This window comes from Pseudomonas sp. GW822-FHT05A08 (genome assembly GCF_058800485.1).
Genome location: NZ_CM179511.1, coordinates 6027811 through 6044803, shown reverse-complemented (window position 1 = coordinate 6044803; position 16993 = coordinate 6027811). Strand labels below are relative to the sequence as shown.

The 16993-nt window shown below is 61.5% G+C and carries 18 protein-coding genes; 11 read left to right on the top strand and 7 right to left on the bottom strand.

Annotated features, from left to right (window positions below; translation table 11 throughout):
• Positions 1-100: 100 nt before the first annotated feature.
• Complete coding sequence (dksA, locus tag AC3RCP_RS27295) at positions 101-541, bottom strand: RNA polymerase-binding protein DksA (protein WP_007924645.1); 441 nt, start codon at positions 539-541, stop codon at positions 101-103.
• Between the two features lie 336 nt (positions 542-877).
• Here dksA and AC3RCP_RS27290 point away from each other — a divergent pair, with 336 nt between their 5' ends.
• Positions 878-2050, top strand: coding sequence for a pyridoxal phosphate-dependent aminotransferase (locus tag AC3RCP_RS27290; RefSeq protein ID WP_101339139.1), 1173 nt, complete (start codon positions 878-880; stop codon positions 2048-2050).
• Positions 2050-2763, top strand: coding sequence for a DNA/RNA nuclease SfsA (gene sfsA, locus AC3RCP_RS27285; RefSeq protein ID WP_492571961.1), 714 nt, complete (start codon positions 2050-2052; stop codon positions 2761-2763). Before AC3RCP_RS27290 ends, sfsA begins: the two co-directional genes overlap by 1 nt.
• Here the strand turns inward: sfsA and AC3RCP_RS27280 are convergent.
• The gene (locus tag AC3RCP_RS27280) at positions 2760-3077 is read right to left on the bottom strand and encodes a Rieske (2Fe-2S) protein (RefSeq protein ID WP_009045652.1); all 318 of its coding nucleotides are present in this window, start codon (positions 3075-3077) and stop codon (positions 2760-2762) included. The two genes, sfsA and AC3RCP_RS27280, sit on opposite strands and share 4 nt — an antisense overlap.
• A 214-nt stretch (positions 3078-3291) precedes the next feature.
• On the opposite strand from AC3RCP_RS27280, the gene AC3RCP_RS27275 reads away from it, so the two are divergent.
• The 4 genes from AC3RCP_RS27275 to AC3RCP_RS27260 are packed head-to-tail and all read left to right on the top strand — an operon-like array spanning position 3292 to position 6865.
• A complete protein-coding gene (locus AC3RCP_RS27275; RefSeq protein WP_492571962.1) occupies positions 3292-4179 on the top strand; it encodes a heme/hemin ABC transporter substrate-binding protein in 888 nt (295 codons plus the stop codon).
• 50 nt (positions 4180-4229) lie between these two features.
• Positions 4230-5213: a FecCD family ABC transporter permease gene (locus tag AC3RCP_RS27270; RefSeq protein ID WP_177323787.1), complete on the top strand. Its 984-nt coding sequence runs from the start codon at positions 4230-4232 to the stop codon at positions 5211-5213.
• Positions 5213-5980 carry a heme ABC transporter ATP-binding protein gene (locus AC3RCP_RS27265; protein ID WP_007924639.1) on the top strand — a complete coding sequence of 256 codons (768 nt, stop codon included), beginning with the start codon at positions 5213-5215 and terminating at the stop codon, positions 5978-5980. The genes AC3RCP_RS27270 and AC3RCP_RS27265 overlap by 1 nt, the downstream gene beginning before the upstream one ends.
• A 21-nt stretch (positions 5981-6001) precedes the next feature.
• Positions 6002-6865 carry a ChaN family lipoprotein gene (locus AC3RCP_RS27260; protein WP_492571963.1) on the top strand — a complete coding sequence of 288 codons (864 nt, stop codon included), beginning with the start codon at positions 6002-6004 and terminating at the stop codon, positions 6863-6865.
• A gap of 226 nt (positions 6866-7091) precedes the next feature.
• Here the strand turns inward: AC3RCP_RS27260 and AC3RCP_RS27255 are convergent, their stop codons facing one another.
• The 4 genes from AC3RCP_RS27255 to AC3RCP_RS27240 all read right to left on the bottom strand — a co-directional run bounded on the left by AC3RCP_RS27255 (position 7092) and on the right by AC3RCP_RS27240 (position 10384).
• Positions 7092-7892: a Crp/Fnr family transcriptional regulator gene (locus AC3RCP_RS27255; protein WP_007924636.1), complete on the bottom strand. Its 801-nt coding sequence runs from the start codon at positions 7890-7892 to the stop codon at positions 7092-7094.
• A gap of 15 nt (positions 7893-7907) precedes the next feature.
• Positions 7908-8180 (bottom strand): TfoX/Sxy family protein, encoded by a 273-nt coding sequence (locus AC3RCP_RS27250; RefSeq protein ID WP_007924634.1) that lies wholly within the window; start codon positions 8178-8180, stop codon positions 7908-7910.
• A 212-nt stretch (positions 8181-8392) separates the two neighbouring features.
• The gene (locus tag AC3RCP_RS27245) at positions 8393-8737 is read right to left on the bottom strand and encodes a pentapeptide repeat-containing protein (protein ID WP_007924632.1); all 345 of its coding nucleotides are present in this window, start codon (positions 8735-8737) and stop codon (positions 8393-8395) included.
• A gap of 90 nt (positions 8738-8827) precedes the next feature.
• Positions 8828-10384: a bifunctional aminoglycoside phosphotransferase/ATP-binding protein gene (locus tag AC3RCP_RS27240; protein ID WP_101339134.1), complete on the bottom strand. Its 1557-nt coding sequence runs from the start codon at positions 10382-10384 to the stop codon at positions 8828-8830.
• Between the two features lie 117 nt (positions 10385-10501).
• Here AC3RCP_RS27240 and mrcB point away from each other — a divergent pair, with 117 nt between their 5' ends.
• From mrcB to AC3RCP_RS27225, 3 genes are read left to right on the top strand one after another with little or no spacing between them, the layout of a single operon-like run.
• Positions 10502-12826: a penicillin-binding protein 1B gene (mrcB, locus tag AC3RCP_RS27235; protein WP_007924629.1), complete on the top strand. Its 2325-nt coding sequence runs from the start codon at positions 10502-10504 to the stop codon at positions 12824-12826.
• A gap of 16 nt (positions 12827-12842) precedes the next feature.
• On the top strand, positions 12843-13574 hold the full coding sequence (locus tag AC3RCP_RS27230; RefSeq protein WP_007924627.1) for a tetratricopeptide repeat protein: 732 nt from the start codon (positions 12843-12845) through the stop codon (positions 13572-13574).
• On the top strand, positions 13574-13909 hold the full coding sequence (locus tag AC3RCP_RS27225; RefSeq protein ID WP_009045645.1) for a YqcC family protein: 336 nt from the start codon (positions 13574-13576) through the stop codon (positions 13907-13909). Before AC3RCP_RS27230 ends, AC3RCP_RS27225 begins: the two co-directional genes overlap by 1 nt.
• 18 nt (positions 13910-13927) lie before the next feature.
• Here AC3RCP_RS27225 and AC3RCP_RS27220 read toward each other — a convergent pair whose 3' ends face one another.
• A complete protein-coding gene (locus AC3RCP_RS27220; protein WP_087091984.1) occupies positions 13928-14350 on the bottom strand; it encodes a DUF4124 domain-containing protein in 423 nt (140 codons plus the stop codon).
• A gap of 403 nt (positions 14351-14753) precedes the next feature.
• On the opposite strand from AC3RCP_RS27220, the gene AC3RCP_RS27215 reads away from it, so the two are divergent.
• Positions 14754-16478 carry an acetolactate synthase 3 large subunit gene (locus AC3RCP_RS27215; protein WP_198919386.1) on the top strand — a complete coding sequence of 575 codons (1725 nt, stop codon included), beginning with the start codon at positions 14754-14756 and terminating at the stop codon, positions 16476-16478.
• A gap of 2 nt (positions 16479-16480) precedes the next feature.
• Complete coding sequence (gene ilvN, locus AC3RCP_RS27210; RefSeq protein ID WP_007924620.1) at positions 16481-16972, top strand: acetolactate synthase small subunit; 492 nt, start codon at positions 16481-16483, stop codon at positions 16970-16972.
• Positions 16973-16993 lie beyond the last annotated feature (21 nt).

Sequence of the window (16993 nt, the reverse complement as noted above, 5' to 3'; positions counted from 1 at the left end):
TGGCGGATCGCCATCGCGAGCAAGCTCGTTCCTACAGGGGGGAGGCGGCAGAAACAAAAACGGAGCGTTCGCACGCTCCGTTTTTCATTCAAGCCAGCGATTATTTGCCGACTTGTTTTTCCTTGATTTCCGCCAGGGTCTTGCAGTCGACACACATGTCGGCGGTAGGGCGGGCTTCCAGGCGGCGAATACCGATCTCGACGCCGCAGGATTCGCACCAGCCGTATTCTTCGTCTTCGATCAGTTGCAGCGTCTTGTCGATCTTCTTGATCAGCTTGCGCTCACGGTCGCGGGCGCGCAGTTCCAGGCTGAATTCTTCTTCCTGGCTGGCACGGTCGGCCGGATCGGGGAAGTTGGCTGCTTCGTCTTTCATGTGATCAACAGTGCGATCGACTTCCTGCATCAAGTCCTGTTTCCACTTGTTCAGGATCTTGGTGAAGTGCTCGCGCATGGGCTTGCCCATGTACTCTTCGCCTGCGGTTTCAACATAAGGCTCGAAGCCGCTGATCGATTGATTCTGTTGCTTTGCTTGGGTGGGCATGAAATGGACCGCCTCTACTCATGTAATCCATTGCGCAGGATTGCTCCATCACCGACACATGCCGGCCCTGCGACTGCAAGCGGGCGAACTTACCAGATCAAATCGGACGGCGCTACTCCCGGTTGTCGAGCCCGCGTCCCGCGGCGCTTGCAAAGGTCGATGCCGCCTGGCCTGGTCTGTTCGGGGGCCTGGTCAATTAATGATTTTAGCCAAGCCTGGGCCTGGTGTCGGTGTTCTTTAATGGGTTGGATGGCGGGGCTCAAAGGCTTTGGGCTCTCCCTTGTCCCCGGGGTTGGGTAGAATCGGTTTTTTGCTCACTTCAATGAAGGAAGGCTAATGGCTCAGCCCTACAGTGCGCGCAGCCGCGCTATCGAACCTTTCCACGTGATGGCCCTGCTGGCCCGTGCCAATGAGCTGCAAGCGGCCGGGCACGATGTGATTCACCTGGAAATCGGTGAACCGGACTTCACCACGGCTGAGCCGATCATCAAGGCCGGGCAGGCCGCGCTGGAAGCGGGCAGGACCCGCTACACCGCCGCCCGCGGGATTCCCGAGCTGCGCACGGCCATCTCCGGTTTCTATCGGCAGCGTTACGGGCTGGACATCGACCCCGAGCGCATCATGATCACTCCCGGTGGTTCCGGTGCGCTGCTGCTGACCAGCAGCTTGCTGGTCGACCCCGGCAAGCACTGGCTGCTGGCGGACCCAGGCTACCCCTGCAACCGGCACTTCCTGCGCCTGGTGGAAGGCGCGGCGCAACTGGTGCCGGTCGGTCCGGACGTGCGTTATCAGCTGACACCGGATCTGGTGGAGCGCTATTGGGATCAGGACAGTGTCGGCGCCCTGGTGGCATCACCGGCCAACCCCACCGGGACCTTGCTTTCCCGCGACGAACTGGCGGGGTTGTCGGCCGCGGTGAAGGCGCGTAACGGTCATCTGGTGGTGGACGAGATCTACCACGGCCTGACCTACGGCTGCGATGCCGCCAGCGTGCTGGAAGTCGATGACAGCGCCTTTGTCCTTAATAGCTTTTCCAAATATTTCGGCATGACCGGCTGGCGCCTGGGCTGGCTGGTGGCGCCGCAGGCGGCGGTCGGCGAGTTGGAGAAGCTGGCGCAGAACCTCTACATCAGTGCCCCGAGCATGGCCCAGTACGCTGCGCTTGCCTGCTTCGAGCCAGACACCATCAGTATTCTCGAAGAGCGTCGCAACGAGTTTCAGCGGCGCCGCGACTTCCTCCTGCCAGCCCTGCGCGAGTTGGGTTTTGGCATTGCGGTAGAGCCGGAAGGGGCGTTCTACCTGTATGCCGATATCAGCGCCTTCGGCGGCGATGCCTTTGCCTTCTGCCGGCATTTCCTCGAGACCGAACACATTGCCTTTACCCCGGGGCTGGATTTCGGTCGCCATCAGGCCGGGCACCATGTCCGGTTCGCCTACACCCAGAGCCTGCCGCGCCTGCAGGAAGCGGTGGAGCGGATTGCCCGTGGCCTGCGGAGCTGGCAAGGCTGATGCGTTTTCATCCCCCACTCGAAGAAGGTCGCCTGGTCCGTCGTTACAAGCGTTTTCTCGCTGATATCGAGACCATTGGCGGCGAGTTGCTGACCATTCACTGTCCCAACACCGGTTCCATGTTCAATTGCATGGTCGAGGGCGGGCAGGTCTGGTTCAGCCGTTCCAATGACCCCAAGCGCAAATTGCCGGGGACCTGGGAAATCAGCGAAACGCCCCAGGGGCGGCTGGCTTGCGTCAATACGGCGCGGGCCAACACGCTGGTGGAAGAAGCCTTGCACGCCGGGGTGATCGCTGAGTTGAACGGTTTTACCGCCCTCAAGCGGGAAGTGCCCTATGGCCAGGAAAACAGTCGTATCGACTTCCGCCTGGACTATCTGGACGGCCCGGCTTTTGTCGAGGTCAAAAGCGTCACCCTGGGCTTTGACGGCTCCGCGGTCGCGGCCTTTCCGGATGCGGTGACCCAGCGTGGGGCCAAGCACCTGCGGGAATTGGCCTGTCTGGCGCGGGACGGTATTCGCGCGGTGCAGTTGTATTGCGTCAACCTGTCGGGTGTCGAAGCGGTGCGACCGGCCGAAGAGATCGACCCCGGTTATGCCGCGGCGCTGCGCGAGGCGGTGGCGTCCGGGGTCGAGGTACTGGCCTACGGGGTACGCTTGACCGCCGAGGAAGTGTTCATCGACCGTCGTCTGGACGTATTGCTCAACGGCTAAAGCTGAACCCAGATGCCCTGGCTGTCTTCCCGGCAGGGGATGGCCGTCAGGGATTGCCCGGCACAGGGGCCGGCCACGCATTCACCGTTTTCGATCAGAAACAGCGCACCGTGGGTGGCGCACTGGATCAGGCTGGCGCTGGGATCGAGGAACTGGTCGGGTTGCCACTCCAGAGCGACCCCGCGATGGGGGCAGCGATTGGTGTAGACGTATACCTGTCGATCGCGGCGCACTGCGAAAAGCGGCTGGCCTTCAAGGTTGAAACCTCGGCTGGAAGCCTCCGGCAGATCGCCGGGGGGGCAAAGAAACTTCATGTCTATCCTCGGTAACCGACGGCTCTGGGCTCAGGCTGTCACAGTTTTCCTGTGGGCGCTTGGTGAAACATGTCTGTGCTTGACGGTCAAATGCAAACAATTATCAAATGGCCGCTTCGCCTGTGGGGCGCTTGCTCATTTCGATGCCTGGGTTGCAGGGCATGTCACATGTACGGCGGTTTCCGTGGGCCCACTCTCTGAAGGAAATACCTTTATGCGTTCGAGTGCCCGCGCAATCGCGCTCTGTGTCGGACTTCTGGCCAGCCATGCCGCTGCGGCGGCCGAGCTACCACAACGCTGGGTGAGCGCCGGCGGCGCCTTGTCCGAATGGGTGAGCGCGCTGGGCGCCGAATCGAAGCTGGTGGGCGTGGACACCACCAGCCAGCATCCCGAATCCCTGAAGAGCCTGCCGAGTATCGGTTATCAGCGTCAGTTGTCGGCGGAAGGCATTCTCAGCCTGCGCCCGCAGATTCTGGTGGGTACCGAAGAGATGGGGCCGCCGCCAGTACTCTCGCAGGTGCGCAGCGCTGGGGTGCAGGTCGAGCTGTTCTCGGCCCAGGCCGACCTGCCGACCCTGCGGGGCAATTTGCAGCATCTGGGCAAGTTGCTGGGTAGCGAAGACAAGGCGACGCAGCTGTTCGAGCAATACCAGCAGCAGTTGGAGCAGCAGCGGGCCTGGGTCGGCCAGGCCCAGAAGAAACAGGTCGCGCCAGGTGTGCTGCTGTTGCTCGGGCATGCGGGTGGCAAACCTCTGATTGCCGGTAAGGACACGGCCGCCGACTGGCTGCTGCAGCAGGCGGGCGGACGCAACCTTGCGACCCACACGGGCTACAAGCCCTTTTCCAATGAGTCGTTGGCCGAACTCAACCCCGAGGTGCTGGTGTTTGCCGATCGCAGCCTGAGTGGTGAGGCAGCCCGCGCCGCGCTGTTCAAGGAGAACCCGATTCTCGCCTCCAGCGGCGCGGCCAAGGCCGGCCGGGTCTTCGAGATTGATCCGACCTTGCTGGTGGGAGGCCTGGGGCCGCGCTTGCCACAGAGCCTGAAAAGGCTGTCGGCCGGTTTCTATCCAGCCGAGTCGAGCCAGGCCAGCACCGCCCAATGACCCCTTTGCTTAAACCCCGTGCGCTGTTCATTGGCCTGAGCCTGCTGTGTCTGTTGGCGATCTGGCTGTCCCTGGCACTCGGGCCGGTCAGCCTGCCGTTGCTCGACACCCTGCGTGCCGCCCTGCGTTTGCTGGGCCTGCCTATTGAGGGGCAGGGGCTGGAGCAGGCTGAACTGATCCTCGGGCAGATTCGCCTGCCACGCACCTTGCTGGGGTTGGCCGTAGGGGGCGTCCTGGCCCTGTCCGGCGTGGCGATGCAAGGGCTGTTTCGCAATCCCCTGGCCGACCCGGGGCTGGTAGGCGTTTCGAGTGGCGCGGCGCTGGGCGCGGCCTTTGCCATCGTCGGTGGCTCGTTGCTGGGTGGCGTGCCGGAAGCGATCGGTCCTTACCTGCTGTCGTTCTGTGCCTTTCTCGGTGGTCTGGTGGTGGCGTGGCTGGTCTACCGCCTGGGGCGGCGCAACGGCCAGACCCATGTGGCGACCATGCTGTTGGCCGGGATCGCGTTGACGGCGCTGGCCAGCTCGGCGGTGGGCCTTTTCACCTACCTGGCCGACGACGCGACCTTGCGCACCCTGACGTTCTGGAACCTGGGCAGTCTCAACGGTGCCAGTTATTCGAGGTTGTGGCCGCTGCTGCTGATCAGCGCGGCCGTGGCATTGTGGCTGCCACGCCGGGCCAAGGCCTTGAATGCCTTGCTGCTGGGGGAGTCTGAAGCCGGTCATCTGGGGATCGATGTCGAACGGCTGAAGCGGGAGTTGGTGTTCTGTACCGCGCTGGGGGTCGGCGCGGCTGTCGCTGCTGCCGGGTTGATCGGCTTTGTCGGGCTGGTGGTGCCCCATCTGGTGCGACTGCTATCGGGGCCTGACCACCGGACCTTGTTGCCGGCGTCGATACTGGCCGGCGCCAGCCTGCTGTTGCTGGCGGATCTGGTGGCGCGCCTGGCGCTGGCGCCTGCGGAGCTGCCCATCGGCATCGTGACTGCTTTCATCGGGGCGCCATTCTTTCTGTTTTTGTTATTGCGAGGGCGCGCCTGATGCTGCGAGCGGAAAATCTGGCGGTGCGCCGTGGCAGGAAAACCGTGCTGGAAGGGATCGACCTCGAGCTCAAGCCCGGTGAAGTGCTGGGAGTGCTGGGGCCCAATGGCGCGGGCAAAAGCACCTTGCTGGCGGCCTTGTGCGGCGAGCTGAAACCCGATCAGGGGCAGGTCTGGCTGGATCAGCGTGAGCTCTCCAGGTGGGACGGCGGGCAAAAGGCGCAAAGGCTGGCGGTGTTGCCGCAAAGTTCGACGCTCGAGTTCGCCTTCCGGGTCGAAGAGGTCGTCGGCCTGGGGCGCCTGCCTTATCAAAGCGGCCGGGCGCGGGATGACGAGATCGTCCTGCAGGCCCTGCAAGCGGCGGATGCCGGGCACCTGCACGGTCGCAGCTATGTGGCCTTGTCGGGTGGCGAGCGTCAGCGCGTGCACCTGGCCCGGGTGTTGGCGCAGCTGTGGCCGGGCGCGGTCGGCCAGACCCTGTTGCTCGATGAGCCGACCTCGGCCCTCGATCCCTTGCATCAACATGTCACGTTGCAGGCCATCCGCGAATTTGCCGATCGTGGGGTCGCGGTCCTGGTGATCCTGCATGATCTGAACCTCGCCGCGCGATATTGTGATCGCCTGTTGCTGCTCGAAGGCGGGCGGCCCCACTCGCTGGACAGCCCGGCGCAGGTGCTGCGGCCCGAACCGCTCAAGGCGGTGTTCGGACTGGAGGTACTGGTGCAGGCGCACCCCGAGCGCGGCCACCCTTTGATTATCGCCCGCTGAGGCGATTCGCGGAGACGCCACATGCGTGTGTTATTGATCCTGAGTGTGTTGCTGCTGGGCGCCTGCGAGGGCGTGCCGGTCATGCCTGAACTTCCGGTCCAGGCTGAACACGGGGCGATTCAGGACCTGCGCAGTGGAAAGCTCCTGACTCCAGAGGAACTGGTCATTCGTCTGGCCCGGGCGCCGCGGGTGATTGTCGGCGAGCAGCATGACCACCCCGAGCATCACGCCTTGCAGCTGTGGTTGTTGCAGGCGATGGCGACCCAGCGCACGCAAGGCAGCCTGCTGTTGGAGATGCTCACGCCGGACCAGCAGCCGCGGGTCGACTCGCTCCGCCAGCACAAGGCGGCGCAGGGCTTGCCCGATGATCTGCCAGGTGCATTGGCCTGGTCGCCGGGGTGGGACTGGGCGCTGTACGGACCTGTCGTGCACTATGCGTTGCTCCAGCCTTATCCGTTGCTGGCCGCCAATCTGGATAGCTCCGAAGTTCGCGACATCTATCGCCAGGCACCAGCCTTGAGTGGCGAGCACTCGAATGCCGCCCTGGTGCGCAATGAGTTGCTGCAGCAAGTTCGTGATTCCCATTGTGGCCTGCTGCCCGAAAGCCAGATGCCGGCGATGCTGGCGGTTCAGCAGCAGCGCGACCGACGCATGGCCGAGCGCTTGCTGGCGGCACCGACGCCGGCGCTGCTGTTTGCCGGGGCCTTTCATGCACGCAGGGATGTCGGGGTGCCGGTTCACCTGCGGGACCTCGACGCATCGAACGGCACCGTGGTACTGATGCTGGCGCAGAAGGGCATGCACGTATCGCCGCAAAGCGCGGATTACGTGTGGTACAGCGCGCGGTTGCCGGAGAAGGACTACTGCGCCCAGATGCGCCAGTAGGCTTTTTTCAGGCAAAAAAAGACCCGGCAAGAGCCGGGTCAAATAACCGTGATTAGCCTGATGAGGAGATAATCTGAGAGTCCGAACCACTGGTCTTCCAGGTTATCGACTGATCTCGCGACCAGCTGTGATAATCATAACGATTCTCATTTCCAAGTCAACAAAGTTTTTCCTGTTTCTGCGAATTCCGCCAAACGCTCGTTTGGATTGCTTGTAAAACGGGGCTTCAAAGGTTAGCGCTCAGGCTGTGCAGGCGGCTGACTTCCTTGTTCAACAGGTCGATTCGCCGTGCCATGCTTTCGATCAGGCTATGGGCGATACGTGGATTACTCTGGGTCAGGCTGAGAAACTGGCTCTTGGGGATCAGCATCAGGGTGGATGGCTCGCTGGCAATCACGCTGGCGTTGCGTTTCTCCCCGGTAAAAATGGCCATCGCACCAAAGATCTCGTCCTTGGGCACATCCCCGACCTTGTGCCCGTCGACAAAGGCTTCGGCGTGCCCTTCGATGATGACGAACACATGATCGGCGTCATCGCCCTGGCGAATCAGCACTTCGCCCTTGGCCACGCGTTGAAAGCCGTTGCTGTTGCGCAACTCGGGCTGCTTGAGGCGGGCAACGGCATCGGAGAGCAGGGCGGTTTGTCCGATCAGGTACTGTAGAAACAGTTCGGCCCGCTGTTCGTCGGCATACAGATGCTGGAACACCGCGGAACGCTGATAGGGGATCAGGCTCAACGGCTGCTCGCTGCTGAGTTGCCAGTGAGGCAACTCAGCTCCTCGGCGCAGTCCGAGCAGATCGCCTTCATGCAGATAAAACAGTGGGCGCTCATCGACGCTGGCTTGTACCTGGCCGCTTCCGAGCAGGAACAACTGGCTGTCGGCAAGGCTGCTGGAGAGGTCTTTGGAAGGGGCCACTTCCAACACATCGCCGGACGGCAGCAGGCCTTCCAGCAGGCGCGGCGGGATGCTCTGCAGCTGATTGATCAAGGCATCGGCGTAAGCCGGTTGTTCCCCCAGTAAATACATAAAAAGCCTGCCAGGTCAGTTCTTTTGGCGTGAAGAAATGGCATCCAGCTGTTTGTTGAGTGCTTCCTTGCGTTCTGCCGGAATGTCATTCCAGTGCACATCCATCAGTGCGCCTTCAATGGCGTACAACAGCACCTTCGAGGCTCGAAACCCTCGGGTCCGCACGGCCCGATAGGCATCCACCGCCCCCAGGCGGCGCAAGTCCGAAGCGCTATGGATGCCCACCGCATGCAGCCATTGTGCCGACGTCTTGCCAAGGTTTTTCAGGTGTTGCAATTCATCATTCATCAAGCCTCCTTGCGACGGCCGAATGGTGCGTGGGCAAGTCTCAAAGGAGTGTAGCGCTCAGTAGGAAAAGCGCTGTTCTTTGGTCGGTTTTGGCGCAAAAGCTTCTAAGGCGACAGAGGAAAGTACGCCAGAAACAGAGGGAAGAGGGGGCGGGAGAAGACCAAGTCCAGCGTAAGGCAGAGAGCGCCGGACCTCGGAGCAAAAAGGGGCGATTACTTGGTGCGGTAGCGCAGGCGAGTGCCGAAATTGACGGACATCAGGATTTCATCGGCAGTCAGTTCGGGCGGAAAGTAGGCGCCGGAGATTTGCGCATGGGCCAGGCTGGCGCCTTCCATGGAGGAATTACGCAGGTCGAGGCCGCGCAGGTCGGCAGAACGGAAGTAGGCGTCGGTGAAGTCGATGCCGTCGGCATTCAGTTCACGCAGGTCGAGCCCACGAAAATCGCCGCCGCGCATGTCGACAGTCTGGTCTTTCGGGCGTTCCCGGTTAAAGCCGTCGATGTCGTCTTTGTGCAGCAAAGCGTAAAGGGGAGTATCGAGAAGTTTGGGCTGACTCATGGGGCGTCACCTGCTGGAATTATGACGCCAGTATAGTGCCACTATTTTTCAGCCGTGAAGCCTTTGCGATTTCACGGCTGAAATAGTTGATTACAAGCCTGGGAGACGCTGGCGAATGTTCGCGACCAGGGCGTCGAGGCTCCCGCTTTCATTGGTCTCGACGCGCTTGCTGCGTAGCACTTCCTCGGCGCTCAGGGCTTCGCGATTGGCTTGCTGCTGTTCGATCACGGCCAGGGTCGCGTCCGAGGGGTCGTTGCGATCGACCTGGCGTTGTGCCAGCCAGCTGGCAATGACGGCCTGCGGGGCATTGCAGTCGATGATCAGGCAAGGCGTGCCGGTCGCTTCGGCAACCTTGGCCGCGGCATCACGCTGGTCGCGCTTGAGGTAGGTGGCATCGATGACCACCGGGAAACCGGCGCGCAGGACGATACCGGCAAGTTCATGCAGGCGGTCATAGGTCGCGGTATTGGCTTGGGCATTATAAATGCCGGCATTCGGATCGTTCTGTACCTGCTGCTCGCCAAACAGGCGTTTGCGCTCGACATCGGAACGCAGGCGAACGGCGCCCAGGGCTTCCACCAGACGCATGGCCACATGGCTTTTGCCAACGGCGGAAACGCCAGAAGTGATCGCCAGGAAGCGCGATGGAATGGTGCTGTAGCTTTCTGCCAGGTTGGCGTAGTTGCGGTACTGGCGCAGGGCCGTGGCGCGCTGCATCGGACTGGCGTCGGCCGGCATGCTGAACAGGGCGACCTTGGCTCGTACCAGGGCGCGATAGGCTTTGTAGAAATTCAACAGCTCCAGGCCCTGATAGTCACCGGTCTGTTCCAGGTACTGGCTGATGAAACGGCGTGCCAGGCATTTCAGGCCGCGGTCCTCCAGGTCCATGGCGAGGAAACCGGTGTCGGCATAGACGTCAGTGAAGCGGAACGGCTCGTTGAACTCGATGCAATCGAAGATCACCACCTTGCCATCGATAAGCGTTGCGTTACCCAGGTGGATGTCGCCGTGGCATTCACGGATGAAGCCTTCGGCCTTGCGCTGGGCGAGGAGTGGCTTGAGTCGTTCGAAGCTGCTTTCGGCCCAGGCTTGCAGGGCTTCGAGCTGTTGCAGGTCGGCCTTGTCGCTGAGGAATGGGCGGATCTGCTCGAAGTTCTGACGCACCGGCTCCATGACGCTTTCCGGGGTGCCGGCTTCGTGGGCTGCCGGGACCCGTGGGGCTTCGAGGTGGAACCTGGCAATCTGCCGGGCCATTTCGTCGATGTGCGCGGTGGTCAGTTCGCCATTGGCTTGCAGCGTACTGAGCAGCTGGCTTTGCGGAAACTGGCGCATTTTCAGGGCGTATTCGATAACCGGGCCGTCACCCGCGATCTGTGGCGCTTCGGCACTGCCGGTGATCGGCAACACTTCCAGATACAAATCATCGGTCAGGCGCTGGTTCAGACGCAGCTCTTCGCCGCAGAAGTGCCCGCGCGCTTCAAGGCCGGTGAAATCGAGAAAGCCGAAGTTGACCGGCTTTTTCAGCTTATAGGCATAGGGACCGGTGAGCAGGACCCAGGAGATATGGGTCTCGATGACCTGGAATCCGTCTACGGAATGCGGGTAGAGGGCCGGGTTTTGCAGGGCGGCGATCAGGGATTGGCTCACAGGCGATCCTTCAGAGTCGGGGGAAATTCAAGGGCGTCATTATGGCCGCTGACAGGGCTAACGCAAACCTCGGGCCGCTCCTGTTGACGATGAATAAAGTGCGTATAATCCGCCGCCATGACTCGTACTCGATCCCCCCGTTCCGCTAAAAAACGTCCGTCTAGTGGCCCGCGCCCCTGGCTGGGCTGGGCCTTGAAGCTCGGTCTGGTCGCTCTGGTGGTGCTCGCCGGCTTTGCGGTTTATCTCGATGCCGTGGTCCAGGAGAAATTCTCCGGCAAGCGCTGGACCATTCCGGCCAAGGTCTATGCGCGCCCGCTGGAGCTGTTCGTCGGACAGAAGCTCAGCAAGGACGACTTCCTCACCGAACTCGACGCACTCGGCTATCGCCGCGAAAGCGTGGTCAATGGCCCTGGCGCTGCGTCGGTCAGTGGTAACACCGTTGAACTCAATACCCGCGGTTTCCAGTTCTATGAAGGCATGGAACAGGCGCAACCGGTGCGGGTGCGTTTTTCCGGTGACTACGTGGCCGAGCTGTCAGGTAGCAAAGGCTCGAAACTGGCCGTGGTACGCCTGGAGCCGCTGCTGATCGGCGGCCTGTATCCGAAGAATCTCGAAGACCGGATCCTGATCAAGATCGATCAGGTGCCACCTTATCTGCTGGAAACCCTGGTGGCGGTCGAGGACCGGGATTTCTACAGCCACTTTGGCGTGTCGCCCAAGTCGATCGCACGGGCGGTGTGGGTCAATACCTCGTCCGGCGCCATGCGCCAGGGCGGCAGTACCCTGACCCAGCAGTTGGTCAAGAACTTCTACCTGACCAACGAACGCAGCCTGAGCCGCAAGCTCACCGAAGCGATGATGGCCCTGCTGCTTGAGCTGCATTACGACAAGCGCGAGATCCTCGAGGCGTACCTCAACGAGGTCTTCGTCGGCCAGGATGGCCAGCGTGCCGTGCACGGTTTCGGCCTGGCCAGCCAGTTCTTCTTCAGCCAGCCGCTGGCCGAACTCAAGTTGCATCAGATCGCCTTGCTGGTGGGGATGGTCAAGGGGCCGTCCTATTACAACCCGCGTCGTTATCCGGAGCGCGCGCTGGAGCGGCGTAACCTGGTGCTCGATCTACTGGCACAGCAGGGTGTGGCGACTCCGGAGCAGGTCGAAGCGGCGAAGAAAATGCCCTTGGGCGTGACCAAACGCGGCAGTCTGGCGGACAGCTCGTTCCCGGGCTTCCTGGATCTGGTGAAGCGTCAGCTGCGTGAGGATTACCGCGACGAAGATTTGACCGAGGAAGGCCTGCGGATCTTCACCAGCTTCGACCCGATTCTGCAGATGAAGGCCGAGGCTTCGGTCGGGGATACCTTCAAGCGCCTGGCCGGGCGCAAGGGATCGGATGAAGTCGAAGCAGCGATGGTGGTGACCAACCCGGAAACCGGCGAAGTCCAGGCCATGATCGGCAGCCGCCAGGCCGGTTTTGCCGGTTTCAACCGGGCGCTGGATGCGGTGCGGCCGATCGGCTCCCTGATCAAGCCCGCGGTTTACCTGACGGCGCTGGAGAAACCCAGCCAATACACCCTGACCAGTTGGCTCTCCGACGAGGCGTTCTCGGTGAAGGGTGGCGACGGACAGGTGTGGAAACCCCAGAACTACGACCGTCGTTCCCACGGCACGGTCTTCCTTTATCAGGGGCTGGCCCATTCCTATAACCTGTCGACCGCGCGCCTGGGCCTGGAAGTCGGTGTGCCGAATGTGCTGAAAACCCTGGGGCGCCTTGGTGTCACCCGCGAATTCCCGGCGTTCCCTTCGATGCTGCTGGGGGCGGGGGGCTTGAGCCCGATGGAAGTCGCCACCATGTATCAGACCCTGGCCAACGGCGGTTTCAATACCCCGATGCGCGGGATCCGTAGCGTGCTGACCGCTGAGGGCGAACCGCTGAAGCGTTATCCGTTCCAGATCCAGCAACGTTTCGACCCGGGCTCGATCTACCTGATCCAGAGCGCGATGCAGCGCGTCATGCGCGAAGGTACCGGTAGTTCGGTCTACAACGTGCTGCCGCGCTCCCTGGCGCTGGCGGGCAAGACCGGTACCAGTAACGATTCTCGCGACAGCTGGTTCGCCGGTTTCAGCCAGGATCTGCTGGCCGTGGTCTGGCTGGGGCGTGATGACAACGGCAAGACACCGTTCACCGGTGCCACCGGTGCGCTGCAGGTCTGGACCAGTTTCATGCGCAAGGCCGACCCGTTGCCATTGGATATGCCACAACCGGATAACGTGGTGCAGGCCTGGGTCGACTCGCGGACCGGGCAAGGCTCGGATGCCAACTGTCCGGGCGCGGTACAGATGCCGTATATTCGCGGCAGCGAACCTCCTCCCGGTCCGGCATGCGGTGGCGAAAGCCCGGCGTCCGGCGAGTCGGTGATGGATTGGGTCAAGGGCTGGATGAATTAAGCGAAGAGGGTTTGACGTGAACAAGTGGTGGATTCCAGCTATTACAGCTCTGGCTTTGCTCAATGGTTGCGCCAGCGTGCAGCGTGGCTCGATTCCGGTGGTGGACTCCGGTACCGCAGTGTCCAACAGCGAACGCATTTCGGCCAATGGCGGCTTCCGTCAGACGACCATCAAGCGTCCTGCGCAAGCTCAGGCTCAAAGTATTCCCCAGGACTCGGGCGTGGTGGTGATGGTGCCGGGCGGGGCTGCGGCCACTGCCGCGCCGATCAGCAGCGCACCGATCACCCCGGGCCCGATCACCCCAGGTCCTATCGATACCGCGCCGATCCAGTCCGCGCCGATCAATCAGGGCAGCTACAGCCTGCCGCCGACGCCGAGCGGAGTGCCTTCGGCCAGCTCCGGCGGGCTGTCCGCCGATGAGCAGCTGGACGGTCCGGTGCTGGCCCTGTTGACCACCGCTCAGCAGCAACAGGCGAGTGGTGATCTGAACGGTGCTTCCTCCAGTCTTGAGCGCGCCCAGCGTGTCGCGCCGCGTGAGCCGCAGGTGCTGTATCGCCTGGCCCAGGTACGCATGGCCCAGGGCGATGCCCCGCAGGCTGAACAGTTTGCCCGTCGCGGCCTGAGCTTCGCCAACGGTCGTCCGGATCTGCAGGCCAGCCTGTGGGCATTGATTGCCCAGGCACGCGAGAAACAGGGCGATGCCGCTGGTGCCGCTCAGGCCCGGCAAAAAGCCAAGGTGTCGCTCTGATGGATGCACGTTTTCCAAAGATTGCCGATCAGTTGCTGTTGATCGAACGTGAGATGCGGTTGCAAGGGCTGTGGGATGACACCCCGCCGAGTGCCGAAGCGCTGGCCAGTGTCGAGCCGTTTGCCGTGGATACGCTGGAGTTCGAGCAGTGGCTGCAGTGGATCTTCCTGCCGCGGATGAAGGCGATTCTTGAGCAGGATCTGCCTTTGCCCAACGCCTCGGGTATCCAGGAAATGGCCGAAGTGGTATTCGCCGGTCGCTCGATGCAAGGCCGGGACCATCAGTTGCAGATCCTGCTCAAGGAGTTTGACCAACTGATCGGCGGCGCCCGCTAAACCTTCTGCAACCACTGCCTAGCGGCAGTGGTTGTCTATCGCCTTCTGTGTTTCCGCAATGCGCTGCTGCCGTTGTTCCTCGGTCAGGCGGCGCACTCCCCCCTCTGTGTTCTCGCTCAGGCGCGGGTTGTTCTGCAACTGCGCCAGGCTGGCCCGTGCCTGTGTGCAAAAACGCCTGCGTTCGGCTTCCTGCCTGGCGAGCTGCTGCTTGACCTGATTGTCCATGACTTGTTGCTGAGGGCCCGGCTTGTCGGGCGGCGGCGTACTGCTCGCACCTTTCGGCGCTTTTGGCAGGGTGATGGCAGTGCTGCCCACGCCTTGGGGTGGCTGGGCGTCGAAATGGGTGACTCCCTGGGCGTCGACCCATTTGTAAATCTGGCCGGCCTGGCACGGGAGGCTCATGGCGAGCAGCAGTCCAGCGGTCATGGCGAAGGTTCGCATTTTTGAATTCCTTATCCAGGATTGCGCAATTGAAGCGCAGACACTCGCGGTTTACAGGTTTTTTCTTGCGTTCTCATGCGCTTAGTTCGAATAAAGCACATTGACGTCTTGACTTGCAGAGGGCGAAACAGAAGAATCCAAAGTCCGCTGTAGAGGGACTGCCAGAAGCAGACCCACTCGGCAGAACATGAGGCGCACATCCGCGCCGACCTGCTACACCCGCAACGCGTTACCTCGCGCTGGGTGGGAAAACCCCGCAACACTTGGGGCACTCCCAATACTTGCTCAGTCAGTGCTGACGTAGTCGGCGACCACCGTCGCTCATGCTCTGCTGAGAAGTAAACCTATTAAGACCCGTCCCCTTTCAAGAGGGCGGTATTCTGGCGTTTTAGAGGTGAACAACGTGGAGCTTTTATCTGGCGGTGAGATGCTCGTCCGCTTTTTGCGTGACGAAGGCGTCAAATATATCTATGGGTACCCGGGTGGTGCTCTCCTTCATGTTTACGATGCCCTGTTCAAAGAACCGGAAGTGACCCACATCCTGGTTCGTCACGAGCAAGCGGCTACCCATATGGCTGACGGCTACGCCCGTGCCACCGGCAAGGCCGGCGTGGTACTGGTGACTTCCGGCCCTGGCGCGACCAATGCCATCACCGGTATCGCCACTGCCTATATGGACTCCATTCCAATGGTGATCATTTCCGGTCAGGTGCCTAGCACCATGGTCGGTACCGACGCGTTCCAGGAAACCGACATGATCGGTATCTCCCGGCCGATCGTGAAGCACAGCTTCATGATCAAGCATGCTTCGGAAATCCCGGAAGTCATGAAGAAGGCGTTCTACCTGGCGCAATCCGGTCGTCCGGGTCCAGTCGTGGTCGATGTCCCTAAGGACATGACCAATCCGGCTGAAAAGTTCGAATACGTTTTCCCTAAAAAAGCGAAGCTGCGCTCCTACAGCCCAGCTGTTCGTGGTCACTCCGGGCAAATCCGCAAGGCGGCAGAAATGCTCCTGGCGGCCAAGCGTCCTGTGCTGTACGCAGGCGGCGGGGTGATCCTCGGTGGCGGTTCCGCGCCGCTGACCGAATTGGCACAAATGCTCAACCTGCCGGTCACCAATACCCTGATGGGCTTGGGTGCCTATCCTGGCACCGATCGTCAGTTCGTCGGCATGCTCGGCATGCACGGCAGCTACACCGCCAACCTGACCATGCACCATGCCGATGTGATCCTGGCAGTCGGCGCGCGTTTCGACGACCGTGTCATCAACGGTCCGGCGAAATTCTGTCCGAACGCCAAGATCATCCATGTCGACATCGACCCGGCGTCCATCTCCAAGACCATCAAGGCAGACGTGCCGATCGTGGGTCCGGTAGAGAGCGTCCTGACCGAAATGGTCGCGGCCCTCAAGGAAATCGGCGAAGCCCCGAACAAGGACACAGTCGCCAGCTGGTGGAAGCAGATCGAGGAGTGGCGCGGTGATCGCGGCCTGTTCCCTTACGACAAGGGCGACGGCAGCATCATCAAGCCGCAGACCGTGATCGAGACCCTCTGCGAAGTGACCAAGGGCGATGCCTATGTGACCTCCGACGTGGGTCAGCACCAGATGTTCGCGGCGCAGTACTACCGGTTCAACAAACCCAATCGCTGGATCAACTCCGGTGGCCTGGGCACGATGGGCTTCGGTTTCCCTGCGGCCATGGGCGTCAAGCTGAGTTTCCCTGATGCTGACGTTGCCTGTGTAACGGGCGAGGGCAGTATCCAGATGAACATTCAGGAGCTGTCGACCTGCCTGCAGTACGACCTGCCGGTCAAGATCATCAACCTGAACAACGGTGCGCTGGGTATGGTGCGGCAGTGGCAGGACATGAACTACGGTAGCCGTCACTCGCATTCCTACATGGAATCGCTGCCTGATTTCGTCAAGCTGGCCGAGGCCTATGGGCACGTGGGCATTCGCGTCACGGACCTGAAGGATCTGAAGCCGAAGATGGAAGAAGCGTTCGCCATGAAAGATCGCCTGGTGTTCCTCGACATCCAGGTCGATACCAGCGAGCACGTCTACCCGATGCAGATCAAAGACGGCTCCATGCGCGATATGTGGCTGAGCAAGACGGAGCGTACTTAATCATGCGGCACATTATCTCCTTGCTTCTGGAAAACGAACCGGGCGCCTTGTCTCGTGTGGTTGGCCTGTTTTCGCAGCGCAACTACAACATCGAAAGCCTGACCGTGGCGCCGACCGAAGACCCGACCCTGTCGCGTCTGACGCTGACCACCGTGGGGCACGATGAAATCATCGAGCAGATCACCAAGAACCTGAACAAGCTGGTTGAAGTGGTCAAGCTGGTCGACCTGTCGGAAAGCGCTCACATCGAACGCGAGCTGATGCTGGTCAAGGTCAAAGCCACTGGCGCCCAGCGCGCCGAGGTCAAGCGCACCACCGATATTTACCGTGGGCAGATCGTCGATGTCAGTGCCAGCGTGTATACCGTTCAATTGACCGGTACCAGCGACAAGCTCGACAGTTTCATCCAGTCGATCGGCACCGCCTCGATTCTGGAAACCGTACGCAGTGGCGTCACCGGCATTGCCCGTGGCGATAAAGTACTCAGCATCTAACTCAAATTAGCGAACGGCCTG